Source organism: Colwellia sp. PAMC 21821 (assembly GCF_002077175.1).
Classification (GTDB): Bacteria; Pseudomonadota; Gammaproteobacteria; order Enterobacterales; family Alteromonadaceae; genus Cognaticolwellia.
Genome location: NZ_CP014943.1, coordinates 216,546 through 230,079 on the forward strand (window position 1 = coordinate 216,546; position 13,534 = coordinate 230,079).

The 13,534-nt window shown below is 39.4% G+C and carries 11 protein-coding genes; 8 read left to right on the forward strand and 3 right to left on the reverse strand.

Annotated features, from left to right (window positions below):
* Positions 1–238: 238 nt before the first annotated feature.
* On the reverse strand, positions 239–1,255 hold the full coding sequence (locus A3Q33_RS00860) for an IS110 family RNA-guided transposase (protein WP_081178032.1): 1,017 nt from the start codon (positions 1,253–1,255) through the stop codon (positions 239–241).
* A gap of 503 nt (positions 1,256–1,758) precedes the next feature.
* On the opposite strand from A3Q33_RS00860, the gene galE reads away from it, so the two are divergent.
* The 5 genes from galE (at position 1,759) to A3Q33_RS00885 (ending at position 7,539) form a co-directional block, all read left to right on the forward strand.
* Complete coding sequence (gene galE / locus A3Q33_RS00865; RefSeq protein ID WP_081178034.1) at positions 1,759–2,769, forward strand: UDP-glucose 4-epimerase GalE; 1,011 nt, start codon at positions 1,759–1,761, stop codon at positions 2,767–2,769.
* Between the two features lie 4 nt (positions 2,770–2,773).
* Positions 2,774–3,829, forward strand: coding sequence for a UDP-glucose--hexose-1-phosphate uridylyltransferase (locus A3Q33_RS00870; RefSeq protein WP_081178036.1), 1,056 nt, complete (start codon positions 2,774–2,776; stop codon positions 3,827–3,829).
* 49 nt (positions 3,830–3,878) lie between these two features.
* Positions 3,879–4,967 carry a galactokinase gene (gene galK / locus A3Q33_RS00875; protein ID WP_353615521.1) on the forward strand — a complete coding sequence of 363 codons (1,089 nt, stop codon included), beginning with the start codon at positions 3,879–3,881 and terminating at the stop codon, positions 4,965–4,967.
* A 144-nt stretch (positions 4,968–5,111) separates the two neighbouring features.
* Positions 5,112–6,095 (forward strand): Gfo/Idh/MocA family protein, encoded by a 984-nt coding sequence (locus A3Q33_RS00880; RefSeq protein WP_081178040.1) that lies wholly within the window; start codon positions 5,112–5,114, stop codon positions 6,093–6,095.
* 79 nt (positions 6,096–6,174) lie between these two features.
* Positions 6,175–7,539, forward strand: coding sequence for an alpha/beta hydrolase family protein (locus A3Q33_RS00885; protein ID WP_231295749.1), 1,365 nt, complete (start codon positions 6,175–6,177; stop codon positions 7,537–7,539).
* A 123-nt stretch (positions 7,540–7,662) separates the two neighbouring features.
* Here the strand turns inward: A3Q33_RS00885 and A3Q33_RS00890 are convergent, their stop codons facing one another.
* Complete coding sequence (locus A3Q33_RS00890; protein WP_081178042.1) at positions 7,663–8,844, reverse strand: acyl-CoA dehydrogenase; 1,182 nt, start codon at positions 8,842–8,844, stop codon at positions 7,663–7,665.
* Between the two features lie 216 nt (positions 8,845–9,060).
* Between A3Q33_RS00890 and A3Q33_RS00895 the strand changes: the two genes are divergently transcribed.
* The 3 genes from A3Q33_RS00895 (at position 9,061) to A3Q33_RS00905 (ending at position 12,142) form a co-directional block, all read left to right on the forward strand.
* The gene (locus tag A3Q33_RS00895) at positions 9,061–10,137 is read left to right on the forward strand and encodes a C4-dicarboxylate TRAP transporter substrate-binding protein (protein WP_231295750.1); all 1,077 of its coding nucleotides are present in this window, start codon (positions 9,061–9,063) and stop codon (positions 10,135–10,137) included.
* A 130-nt stretch (positions 10,138–10,267) separates the two neighbouring features.
* Positions 10,268–10,798, forward strand: a complete 531-nt coding sequence (locus A3Q33_RS00900; protein WP_081178044.1) for a TRAP transporter small permease — start codon at positions 10,268–10,270, stop codon at positions 10,796–10,798.
* A gap of 3 nt (positions 10,799–10,801) precedes the next feature.
* Complete coding sequence (locus tag A3Q33_RS00905; RefSeq protein WP_081178046.1) at positions 10,802–12,142, forward strand: TRAP transporter large permease; 1,341 nt, start codon at positions 10,802–10,804, stop codon at positions 12,140–12,142.
* 247 nt (positions 12,143–12,389) lie between these two features.
* On the opposite strand, the gene A3Q33_RS00910 is transcribed toward A3Q33_RS00905, so the two are convergent.
* Complete coding sequence (locus A3Q33_RS00910) at positions 12,390–13,190, reverse strand: IclR family transcriptional regulator (protein WP_081178048.1); 801 nt, start codon at positions 13,188–13,190, stop codon at positions 12,390–12,392.
* Between the last annotated feature and the right edge of the window lie 344 nt (positions 13,191–13,534).

The window sequence follows — 13,534 nt, forward strand, 5'->3', positions numbered from 1 at the left end:
TCATATATCCGGCCTGTTTATGAAGGATTTTTACCTTCTGGCCCCGATGGTTGTTTGCGCTCACACTCCTCATCATCCCTCCGGCTTTTTTATTAGCCAATGCAGGTACCAGGTTTTGTGCAAGCCAGTCTGACTATCTTACCATCCGATTAATTTATCTTTTGCAACTGAAGTAAAAGGGTTTTACTGTTATCTCATCACTGAAACCAATCTAACTTGCTTCAGTTTTGAGCTTTATTTATATAGCCGGGCGATAACTTTCCCCCTTCGCCATTATTACCCAAGCCATTCTTGCTATTTTATTCGCCACAGCAACGCATGCTTTGTTGTGTCCTCGTCGGGATTTTAACGCTTGTGCCCACAAACTAAATCGGTCAGTTTTGTTTTCACTGTGCCTTAATACTGCCCGGGCCCCGTGGATGTATAGTGTTCTTAAATAACTATTACCGCGTTTACTTATACCGAGTAAGGTGGCCTTTCTACCCGTTGAATGCTGCCCAGGAACAAGCCCAAGCCATGCCGAAAAATGTCGACCATTTACAAAGTCTTTTCCATCTCCTGCAGCTGCATAAGTAGCGCTAGCTGTGATTGCTCCAATACCTAATATTTCATCTAAGCGAACACATATTTCATTTTCTTTATTCATCGTGTTTAAGCGAACTTCACACGCTTTAAACTTCACTTCTGTGACTTGAAATTCAAGCCATAACTCATTAAATATCTCCCGACTTAAATACGTTAACTCATTTGTCGCATCCTCTAAAATATCCGGCAGTTCATTGCGAATTGCAGAAATACCTTTATTGATGACAATGCCATATTCTCCTAACAAGCCTCGTATCTGACTTGCTAATGCTTTACGTTCTTTCTTTATGCGTTCACGTTGTCGATGGAAGTTTTGAATATCTTGTTGTTCTATCGATTTAATTGGCACAAACCTCATGGTCGGGCGTTGCGCTGCCTCTGCAATACCTTCGGCATCGTTATAATCATTTTTATTGCCTTTAACGAAGGGTTTTACATATTGAGGCGCAATAAGTTTTACTTGGTGCCCCAATTCAATAAATTTTCTAGCCCAGTAGTTCGCACTGCCACAAGCTTCCATTACAATTAGGCAAGGCTCTAATGTTGCCATGAAACTCAACACTTGTTTTCTTCTTAATTGTTTCTTTTTTACAAATCGCCCATTTTTATTCACAGCGAACATGTGAAAAATTGATTTTGCAATGTCTAAACCGATTGTAGTAATCTTCATGTTGATCCACTCCGCTTTTATAAATGATTGTTATCACTTTCATTTTGGCCCTAAAGAGGCCGGAAATAAAGTTGGAGTGGGTCCATACCATTATCCCTGCAGGCAAGGCGTTTGATTGATTAGGGCATGGATGCCCGTAAGTAGAACAATGCAGGAGCAATTGTCGAGTAATAGTGGGCTATTGGCATTGAAAACAACGCAGTTATTGACGATTTAAACCGCCTTAAAATGATCGATTATTTATTTCAATTGGTATAAGTAGTTACTCTACTTATAAATTTTATAACGCCGAAATTATTCATTTTAACTATTAAAAATGAACAGCTAATTAATCTACTTGCTATCAAGCCGCTAAAATAAATGTCATTGCATTTTTATTGCGCTTAAACACCTAGTCGGTTGTTCCATAACACCAGATTAATCACTTAAGTTACATAAAAAAAAGTTGCAATTTTGGTTGATTTTATTTATCTTATAAATAAGACTTATGAAAAAGGTTATCTATGAAAGTTTTAGTTACAGGCGGTACAGGTTATATAGGCAGTCATACATGTTTGGCATTACTTGAAGCCGGATTCACCCCTGTTATATATGATAATTTATCCAATTCTAGTATTAAGGTGTTAGATCAATTAAGCACGATCAGCAACCATACTTTTGATTTTATTGAAGGCGACATTGCTGACAGTAAAAAACTCAAAGATACTTTTAAGCAATACAACATCCAAGCGGTGTTTCATTTTGCATCGCTAAAAGCTGTAGGAGAATCTACAGAGCAGCCGCTGTCCTATTATCGCAATAACGTTGCAGGCACAGTCACATTACTTGAAAGCATGCAAAGCTGCGGCATTAATAAAATAATATTTAGTTCTTCTGCAACGGTTTACGGCGATCCTCAATATTTACCTATTGATGAGCTACATCCTATTTCGGCAACTAACCCTTATGGCTGGACCAAAGTCATGGTGGAACAGATTTTAGTTGATTGGTGTCAAACCAATGAGCAATATCTTGCCATTGCTTTACGTTACTTTAATCCTGTCGGCGCTCATCCAAGTGGTTTATTAGGTGAAAGTCCTAACGGTATACCTAATAACCTCATGCCTTTTATTGCTCAAACAGCGGTAGGTAAACGTGAATACGTCAGTATCTTTGGCAACGACTACAACACCAAAGATGGTACTGGTGTGCGAGACTACATTCATATTACCGACTTAGCCGCTGGACATGTTGCAGCATTCTTAACACACCAAAACGACACTGGCTCTCTAGTTTATAACTTAGGAACAGGTAAAGGTTATTCTGTTTTAGAAATAATCGATGCTTTTTCGGCCTCTGCAAACGTAAAGGTCGATTATCAGTTTGCGCCGCGACGTGCCGGTGATATTGCTAGTAATTATGCAGACGCGTCTCTAGCAAAAAATAAACTGGGTTGGACAGCACAACTTAATATTAAAGCGATGACTGACGACACTTGGCGTTGGCAATCGAAATACCCTAATGGTTTGGAATAATATAATGAACAATTTAGAATTTACTCATCGAAGAAAAAATCCCCTTACTGGCAGTTGGGTGTTAGTTTCTCCACACAGAAACAATCGCCCCTGGTTAGGTGCTACAGAAGCCGCCTCTGAAACAGAGTTACCCGTGTACGATGAAAATTGTCCATTATGTCCAGGAAATGAACGGGCAAAAAATGCTGCTAACCCTGATTACACCCACACTCATGTTTTTGTTAATGACTTTGGCGCGTTAACCGAAGAACCGAGTGAAGCACTACAAATTGCTGATGAGCAACACCCTTTATTTGAAGCCAATGTAGCCAATGGTGAATGTAGAGTTGTTTGTTTTTCTCCTGATCATAACAAATCATTGCCTGAACTAACGGTTACTGAAATTGAAGCTGTGGTTGATACTTGGCAATCAAACTATGTTGAATTGGCAAAAACTTATGCTTGCGTCAATATATTTGAAAATAAAGGCGCCGTTATGGGCTGCTCTCAGCCTCACCCTCATGGTCAAATATGGGCGCATGAACACCTATCAACTGAAATAGAAAAAGAAAATATCCAACAACAGGCTTATCAAGATAAGCATGGAAAATCATTATTGGCTGATTACGTTGAACATGAATCAGCTAAACAAGATCGCATTGTTGTAGAGAATGAACATTGGTTAGCTGTTGTACCTTTTTGGGCGGCATGGCCGTTTGAAACATTACTTATTGCCAAAGATGATATTCAGCATTTTGGTCAATTAAATGCACAACAAAAAAATAGTTTAGCGCAAGCAATACAAGAACTAACCATACGTTATGATAACGTGTTTAATTGCAGTTTTCCTTATTCAATGGGTTGGCACAATGCCCCAGCAAATGAAGAAAACAATAGCCATTGGCGTTTACATGCGCATTTTTATCCGCCACTATTGCGCTCTGCTACGGTAAAGAAACACATGGTTGGCTACGAAATGTTAGCTGAGAGCCAACGTGATTTAACGGCTGAAACAGCAGCTAATATATTACGTAAAGCGAGTACAACACATTACAAAAAGGAGCAGGCTTGTGGTAAATGATAACTTTAGTACAATTTTTGAAGAAATATATAAACAACCTGCTCAAGCAATGTCTTCAGCACCAGGACGAGTGAATTTAATAGGTGAGTTTACCGACTACAACAACGGTTTTGTTTTGCCTTGTGCATTAGAATTTTGTACTCGCATACTTTATAGAAAACGTAATGATAACAAAGTTGTGGTGCACTCTTTACACTACCCTGGTGAATCCGATGAATTCTTTCTAGACCAAGAAATAACCCGTGGCGAATCACAATGGGGCAACTACATTCGTGCCGTTGCTTTTGTTTTAAAACGCCAAGGTCATCAACTCAGTGGTGTTGATTTATTAATCGACAGTAATGTCCCGCAAGGCAGTGGTTTATCTTCTTCTGCCGCCTTAGAAGTTGCTGTTGGTGGTGTGTTCAATCAAGCTTGCCAATTAAACTTATCTAATGAAGCGATTGCTGTTTTGGGCCAAGAAGCTGAAAACGACTTTATGGATTGCCAATGCGGCATTATGGATCAGCTTGTTTCTGCCAATGGTGAAAAAGCGCATGCACTACTTATTGATTGTCAAAGCTTAGCCACCGAAGCAGTTAGTATTCCGGACGATCTTTCAATTGTTATTGTTAACTCAAATTATCCTAGAAAATTAGTCGACAGCGAATACAACCAACGCCGAATTGATTGTGAAAAAGCAGCCGAAAAAATGTCTGTGGCGACTTTACGTGATGCCGATCTTGCTATGTTAAATAATGCTCGTTCTGCCATGAGCGAAAATGAATATAAGCGCGCACATCATGTTATTACCGAAAACACCCGTGTACTTGACGCGACACAGGCACTGAAAAATAATGATATGCAAACACTCAGAGCGTTAATGACCGCTTCTCATATCTCATTAAGAGATGATTTTGAAGTTACAATTCCTGAAACTGATGGTTTAGTAGAAATATGTCAAACGGCTTTGGGTGATGCCGGTGCTGTGCGAATGACAGGTGGTGGCTTTGGTGGGGCAATAGTTTGCTTATGTCGTCAGGCTGATATCGATAAAATTAAAGACGCTGTTGCAGCACAATACTTTGCTCGTTTTAATATTAATGCCTCAATTTATGTCGGCAAAGCAGGTAATGGCTTACAAGTTACAGAGTTTTAAATACAGAATATAAAGTCGTGAATTTAAAATAGTAAATTTCGCGACATTATTTCTATTGAATCACAAATGTAACTTTCGAGAGTTTCTTAAATATTGTGTGCTGATACCTCATTAAAACAATGGGTGTCAGCTTTAAGGATAAATATGCAAAGTATCAATTGGGGTGTAATGGGCTGTGGTGGTATTGCACATCAATTCGCCCTCGCCATTAAAAAATTAGAACAATGTACAATACTCGCCGGTGCTTCCAACACCAAAGGTCGCGCTGAAGACTTTACTGAACAACATCAAATACCTCGGGCATATAATAACTACCAATCGTTGGTAACTGATCCAGACATCGATGTTATTTATATTGCGACTACGCATAACTTTCATTTTGAAAATATCAAACTTTGTCTCCTGCATGGTAAACATGTTATTTGTGAAAAGCCGTTTACCGTAAACGCCCAACAAACAAAAATACTTATCGCGTTAGCAAAAGAAAATAATTGCTTCATGATGGAATGTGTTTGGACACGTTTTTTACCCGCCATTGAACACTTAAAGCAGTTATTAGCAGAAAATATTATTGGCGAAGTACATACCGTTAAAGCAAATTTCAGTATTTGTGAAGACTTTCCTTTGACGCATAGATTACGCAACAAAAGTCTCGCTGGCGGCGCTTTACTCGACTTGGGTATTTACCCCTTAACGTTAGCTTCAATTGTCTTTGGCGAACAACCAAGTCGCATTCAAAGCTCAGCGGTTATGGGTGAAGACGGTGTAGACGAAAGCTCTTGTTACTTACTTGAATATCAACAACATCAGCGCGCTATTTTGTCTGCATCTTTTATTGAAGAAGCTCCTACTGAAGGGATTATTAGTGGCAGTAAAGGCTATATCAGGATCCCTGATTTTCTTGGTGCTCAAGAGCTACATATAAAACTCAAAGATCAACCTATTAAAGTCAGTAGTTTCCCGTTTAATGCAGATGAAAACTTCACTTTTGAAGTTTCACATGCCATGCAGTGCATTCGAGAAAATAAACAACAAAGTGATATTTTACCGCTTGATACAACCACCGCGATGATGACCATAATGGATACTATTAGAAGCCAATGGGGACTTATATATTCAGGGGAATAAGGTTTTAGTTCTGGGGTATACTTAAAGATCACAACTAAAACCATCGCTAAAATAGATAATAATAAAAGTGAAAAAACCTATGATAAAAGTCAAAAAAAATATCCCTATTATAATGAGTACTTTAGTGTGTTGTTACTTACAAATTGTAGCTACAGTAAATGCCACTGAGGTTTCTTCAACAGCGCTATTATCAAAAACCACCACAGTTTTGGTACCTGAGCAATTGCAAAAAAACTTCCCCAAAGATGTGGTTGCTGAGCTCGCAGAAAAAGGCCAATTTAACGTTGGTGTAAAAACATTAGAAATTACTAACCCTGAGCAATTTGATCCCGCAACACAATCAAATAAAGATAGAAAGTTAACACTAGAAGTTTGGTATCCCACGGCTGTAAATGCTCAGCTTGTTAAAAAAACCAGTTACGAAAACGTAACACGCGGTGGTAAAAACTTCTCGATTCAAGCCGATGCTTTTCGCGACTCTCCTGTTTTAACCACTAATGAGGCTGAAAAGTTTCCATTAGTCGTTATTTCACATGGTTATACCGGCTATAGAACACTTATGTATTATTTAGCAGAACATTTAGCCTCTCATGGATATATTGTTGCGGCTATTGATCATACTGACTCAACCAACGCGGAAATTGATATGATCAAGAACCCGTTCGCTGGTTTTTTTAGTACCTTACTTAATCGTTCTCGTGACCAACAATTTACCCTTAACTATTTAACAACAATGCCAAACTTTGCATCAAACGTTATCGATAGCAAAAAGGCTGGCTTAATTGGTTATTCAATGGGTGGATATGGCGCAATAAACACAGTTGGCGGTTGTTATAACTTTACCAACACAACAGCATCAACTTTTACAGGCCTCAAAGACCCTGAGCAAGTAGAAAAAGTGAAGACATTACTCAATAGCTGTGCAGGCGGACAATACGAAAATAGTAAGGTAGACCCAAGATGGCAAGCCGTTATTGCTATGGCGCCTTGGGGTGGTCAACACCAGTTATTTCAACAAGAAGCACTGTCAAAAATTAACACGCCAATACTTTATGTATCTGGAAATTTAGATGATATTTCTGATTACAGCGCTATTAAATCACTTTATGAACAAACCGGCAGTAAAAGTAAATACCTACTAACCTATCAAAATGCTCGACACAATATTGCTCCGCATCCAGCACCAACTGTCGCCAAAACAAGTGAATTAGACATAGGCCATTATTATGAGCCCGCTTGGGACAGCACAGTGTTAAATAACAACAATAAACACTTTACACTCGCGATGATGGATTGTCATTTAAAGCAAAAATTAACTCAGTGTGCTTATTTAGATTTATCGCCTGATTCTAATCAAGTAACCATTGATGGTAAAACGCCTGAACCTTGGTTGGGATTTGATCACCGTTATTCGGTTGGTATGGGCTGGCATAAAAGACCTTAACCTTAACCCTAACCTTAAATACAAGGGTTAAATAAAAAATACCAAGCAAGAATGTGATACACCTCTTGCTTGGTATCTGATCTTCATTATTTTGCCATTAATACATATTTCTATTTCATTGTATTAGCAAAAAGCCTGATAACCTGTAATGGCACGACCCAATATTAGCGCGTGCACATCGTGTGTACCTTCATAGGTATTAACCGCTTCAAGATTCATCATATGGCGAATTACGCTAAATTCATCACTAATACCATTGCCACCATGCATATCACGCGCAACACGAGCAATATCAAGAGACTTGCCACAATTATTACGCTTTAATAAGGAAATTAATTCAACCGGACATTGATCGGCATCCATTAAGCGACCCATTTGCAAACATCCCTGTAAACCAAGTGATATCTCAGTTTGCATATCAGCAAGCTTCTTTTGAATCAGCTGATTTGAAGCCAAAGGACGTCCGAATTGCTGACGGTCTAAGGTATAGTTTCTTGCCGAGTTAAAGCAAAACTCTGCCGCGCCTAATGAGCCCCAAGCAATACCGTAGCGTGCTTTATTTAAACAACCAAAAGGTCCGGCTAAGCCGGTAATTTCTGGGAACATATTTTCAGCAGGTACAAAAACGTTATCCATCACAATTTCGCCCGTTATTGAGGCACGTAATGAAAATTTACCTTCAATTTTGGGGGCAGATAAACCTGCCATACCTTTTTCCAACACGAAGCCTCGAATTTTACGATCGAGCTTTGCCCACACCACAAAAACATCGGCAATAGGAGAATTTGTGATCCACATTTTATTGCCTGTTAAACAATAGCCGCCGTCAACTTTTTTGGCATGTGTGGTCATTGAGGCAGGATCGCTACCCGAATTAGGCTCAGTCAAACCAAAACAACCGACCCATTCACCCGAAGCAAGCTTAGGTAAATACTTCATGCGTTGTTCTTCAGTGCCGTAAGCATATATTGGGTGCATTACCAGTGAAGATTGCACACTCATCGCGCTGCGGTAACCACTGTCTACACGTTCTACTTCACGCGCAATTAAACCATAACTGACATAATTGACTTCACTGCCGCCATATTTAGCAGGCAAAGTAGCCCCCAATAAGCCTAATTGACCTAATTCACGCATAATTTCACGATCAAAATGCTCATGTCTATTGGCTTCAAGCACACGTGGCAGCAACTTTTCTTGGCAATAATCATGAGCAGAATCACGGATCATTCGTTCTTCTTCGGTAAGTTGGCTATCAAGAAACATCGGGTCTTGCCAATTAAATGGGGTTAATTTATGGTTCATATTGTTGCCCTTTTTTAATACTGTTTTACAGTAATTTTTTAATTTATCACGTCACTCTATCTTCAAAACAAAAATAAAAACAATATATAGTTATTATATTTTTCATAACTTTTATTTATAGCTATTTTTATGCTTGCGGCGCCATGTTTGTTATTGTACAGTAATGAACTTTAGTGGCACTCAAGTTCCGCCAAGCGAAACATAAGGTATTTTTTGATGAGTCGAAAAATGAACATCATAAGTCAGTTTTTCAAAGTAGCTATATTAACAACCGCTGCTTTAAGTGTGGTACCTGCTTTAGCTGCAACAGTGCTTACCTATGGTGAACCTGGGCCAAATCGTGGCGCCCGTGCTAGTGCAACCAAATGGTTTGCACAGGAAGTTGAAAAACGCTCTGGTGGTGATTTAAAAATTGATATTATGTGGGGTGGTGCTTTATTTAAAGCAAATGCCTCGCGACAATCTATCGCTGCAGGCGTAGTCGATATGGGCACTATTATTCCCGATTACTTTCCCAAGGAGATGGTGTCTTTTACGCTTACTAACTTACCTTTTGAAAATCTTGATCCTTGGGTTGGTTTAAAAACTAATTTTGAACATATGAAATCCTCTGAAGTTACCAGTAATTTAGCAGAGCAAAACCTATCCTTCGTCACTTCATACATGCTCTCCAACGTTATAGTGCTATGTAAAGGGAGCGCCGTTCGAACACTTGAAGATATTAAAGGTAAAAAAATTCGTGGTGTTGGTACCTTCGGTAAAATATTTGGCGATTTGGGAGCGAATTTGGTCAGCATGAGCATTTATAAAGCTTATCAGGGATTAGGTAACGGCTTACTCGATTGCAGTCTTGGTTATATGAGCGCCACAATTGCCTTAAAGCAACATGAGGCGTCTGACAGCCTAACCAAGCTCAATTGGGGCACTTATACCGGATTAGGAATATTTATAAATAAAGATACGCTAACAAAATTAAGCCCCTCTCAGAGAAAGGTAATAGATGAAGTTGGCGCTGACTTTATCAATTACCTTGGTGAAAATATAATGCAAGCTGACAAAAGAGCAGAAGACTTATTGACGCAAGGGATTGACGGGCGCAAGTTGGAAATTATTACTCTCTCCTCTTCAGATTCAGCTCAACTTTATGCAGCGAGCCAATATCATATTACGAAATGGGAAAAAGAAGCCAATGAAAGTGGCCTAGCCGGAAAAACCATGGTTGAAAACTACAAAGCAGCTCTTAAAAAATATAGCCAAAAACGAGATCAAAATGGCTACCCTTGGGCTCGATAACTTAAATACACCCGTTTCATTAATGAGGTTTTCTACTTTTAAGGCATAAAAAAAGCCAATAGCGGCTTATTCTAACCGGTAGAAATGATCACAACGTTAGTAAAATTGGTATCACATAGAGTTTAATATTATGTTGAAAAAAATGGAACAAGGGGCATTGATTGTAGCTGGCGTTTGCATTATCACGCTCGGCTTAATGATCACGCTAACAGTTGTTACACGCAACCTTTTTGGATGGGGAGTAACTGACGATGTTGTTATCGTTCGAGAGCTCATGGTAGGAGCCGTTTTTCTGCCGCTAGCTTATGTCACCGCAGATTACAGTCACATCACCATAGAATTCTTATTCAAACGTTTAGGTATGCACACCCGATTATGGATGCTTGCCATTGGCTCTCTTATCAGCCTATTAATATTGCTGCCAATTGCATTCGCTGCATGGCAAGGTTTTTTTCACGCAGCAAGCAGTGGCGCTTATTTTTTTAGTCAATTAGATCTGCCTGAGTGGCCTGGTAGGTTTGCCTTTTTTGCTGGGGCAGCACTATTTATTATACGTTTAACAATAATTTGCGTTGCTGATTTTCGAGCAGCACTCAGTGGTAATACTAAATATCTCGAGCAGCGTTCTGACCCTGCTTACGATACAATTGAAGAGGGTTAATCTGTGGATCCATTGATGCTTGGGCTTGTCGGGTTTGCCTGTACGTTGCTTTTACTGATGTTTCGTGTACCAATCGCCTTTAGTTTGGCTGGCGTATCATCGGTATTTATATTTTTATTTTTTGCTATGCGAAACGGTGGTTTTGACATTGACATAGCGGTGGCACCGGCACTGACTATGATCTCGTCTAACGCCTTCGATTTAGTGCATTCTTATGATCTAAGTATGATACCGCTATTCGTACTTTTAGGTCATATTGCCTACCATACCGGTATCACTACTGATATTTACCATGCTGCACGGGTTTGGCTAAAACGCTTACCTGGCGGCGTGGCTATGGCATCTGTTTTTGGCTGTGGTGGCTTCTCCGCTATTACCGGTTCTAGCATCGCTTGTGCTTCAGCGATGGGTAAAATCTGTGTGCCTGAAATGCTACGCATGGGTTACGATAAGCGTCTAGCTACCTCAACTGTTGCGGTGGGTGGCACACTTGGTTCACTTATCCCACCTAGTGTTCTATTTATTGTTTACGGAATTTTTACTGAAATGTCCGTTAGCCGTCTGTTTTTGGCAGGTATTATCCCTGGCCTGCTCTCTCTAGTCGGTTTTTTAGTCGTTATATATATCTGGGTAAAGCGTAACCCAAGTGATGCACCGGCTGATACCACGTTACTTGTCAAAGGTGATCGCCGAAAGGCCGCTATAAGATGTTGGCCGGCTATGTTACTTTTTACTATTATTATTGGTGGCATTTATGGTGGTATATTTACGGCTACTGAGGCCGCTGCTATTAGTGCATTTTCGGTAATCATTATTGGCGCTTTACAGAAACGACTTAATTGGCAGCAATTTATTCAATCCATTAAGGAAACTTGTACACAAACCACGACTATCTTCTTTATTGCCGCCGGTGCAAAGATTTTTGTTGGCTTTGTAGCGCTAACCGGTATGGCACCAGCATTGGTTGGTTTGATTGAGTCTGCTGACGTATCACTATGGGTATTACTGGTGATGATCGCTGGTGTATATTTCTTACTAGGTATGTTTCTTGATCCATTAGGTATTATGGTACTTACCCTGCCTTTCTTAATTCCTATGGTAGAAGGTTATGGCTTAGACTTAATTTGGTTTGGTGTCGTCGTGATAAAGTTGCTTGAAATAAGCTTGATCACTCCGCCGGTAGGATTAAACGTTTTTGTTATCGCCAGTGTCACTAAACCTTCGGTAGCGGTATATGACATTTTTATGGGCGTTACACGTTTTCTGGTCATGGATGTATTAGTACTTATTGCGATTATAGCGTTCCCGATACTGTCGCTGCTATTGCCTAACTTTATGATGTAGTCTTGATTGTTCGCGGTTGGGAAAGCATGTGCCCTATCGCGAACAATAAAAACAGAACTTTAACTACCAAACTTTTTATTCACCTCCTCCTTCTCTAAAGCTAGTGCCAATTCAAAACCCAAATCAAAATCAAAATCAAAATCAATGAAACAAAATAAAATAAAATCATCTGCCAATTGCAAAAAAGGCCTTTGCAATAAACAAAGGCCTTTTAACATCAGGTGAGATAGTAAACTAAGAAAAAGTATTAAAAGCGAATTAACGTTGCTTCGATGTTACGCACCATACTTTTTAATTGTGGCGCGACTTCTCCACTCAAAAACTCTTTCGACAACCTAAATGCTGGGCCACCGGCATTGAATACATAAATTTGCCCTTGAGTGAGCTTCAGCGGTACTGCAATGGCATTGGTATCTCGTTCCCAATCGCCCCAAGAATGACAAAAACCAAATTCTTTGTAGCTTTCCAACGCTTGATCAACGCCAGCTTTAACAGTCTCAAATTTATCACCGAGTTTTTCTTTAAAATGTCTCATAAAGAATTCACGTTCTTCTTCTGACAATGCCACTAAATAAGCTCGGCCTGCTGCCGTAGTTGCCATCGGGATTTTATCGCCAATATCTTTTTTAAAGGTAACAATATCTTTGGGCGCGCAATGATCAACATAAATCATGTCAAGTCGATCTCTGTCTGCCAGGCCTATCGATGTTCCGGTTTCAATGGAAAGTTCTTTCATTTGAGGGTTGGCGACTTGACGAATGGCAAGATTTGACACAAATGCGTAACCCAAAGCCAATACACCAGCGCCAAGTTGGTACTTTTCTAAACGCTTTGAATAAGTCAGGTAGCCCAAATTTGTTAAGGTATAAGTTAACCTTGATATACTCGATTTAGGCAAACCTGTGCGTTGAGCTATCTCCTGATTACCAAGAAATCCATCTCCCGGGTTAAATGCCCGTAATATATCTAATCCTCTGGCAAGCGCTTCGACAAATTTACGATCGACTTCCCCATTTGTATCTCTTGGCATACCCGTTGGTGTATTCATTTTGAACTACTCAATTGTTTTGATAGTAGGCGTATTGACTTGTTTTAGCTGTCAAAACGTTTTCAACTTATGGTAGTTATAATCTCATTATTTGCGCTAAAAATAAAGATTATAGATAGGTTTAAAGAGGCGGTTTATAGATTTTTAGCCGCAATTAAGCGCAGAATAGCGTTAAAATATACTATTGCATTTATTTTGGTTTTTTTGTTTCAAATTTTTATGCCCTACAAATCAACAAAAACAATATTGTTGAACATTTCAAATTTCTTAAGCACGGTAAGTAAACAAAAAATAAATACAAAATTTGACGGACTATTTATAACAGTAGGCCTCGATAATTTCGT

Coding starts and splice junctions, on each gene's coding strand:
- A3Q33_RS00860 (WP_081178032.1), bottom strand. CDS start 1,255: ATGAAGATTACTACAATCGGTTTAGACATTGCAAAATCAATTTTTCAC.
- galE (WP_081178034.1), top strand. CDS start 1,759: ATGAAAGTTTTAGTTACAGGCGGTACAGGTTATATAGGCAGTCATACA.
- A3Q33_RS00870 (WP_081178036.1), top strand. CDS start 2,774: ATGAACAATTTAGAATTTACTCATCGAAGAAAAAATCCCCTTACTGGC.
- galK (WP_353615521.1), top strand. CDS start 3,879: ATGTCTTCAGCACCAGGACGAGTGAATTTAATAGGTGAGTTTACCGAC.
- A3Q33_RS00880 (WP_081178040.1), top strand. CDS start 5,112: ATGCAAAGTATCAATTGGGGTGTAATGGGCTGTGGTGGTATTGCACAT.
- A3Q33_RS00885 (WP_231295749.1), top strand. CDS start 6,175: ATGATAAAAGTCAAAAAAAATATCCCTATTATAATGAGTACTTTAGTG.
- A3Q33_RS00890 (WP_081178042.1), bottom strand. CDS start 8,844: ATGAACCATAAATTAACCCCATTTAATTGGCAAGACCCGATGTTTCTT.
- A3Q33_RS00895 (WP_231295750.1), top strand. CDS start 9,061: ATGAGTCGAAAAATGAACATCATAAGTCAGTTTTTCAAAGTAGCTATA.
- A3Q33_RS00900 (WP_081178044.1), top strand. CDS start 10,268: ATGTTGAAAAAAATGGAACAAGGGGCATTGATTGTAGCTGGCGTTTGC.
- A3Q33_RS00910 (WP_081178048.1), bottom strand. CDS start 13,190: ATGAATACACCAACGGGTATGCCAAGAGATACAAATGGGGAAGTCGAT.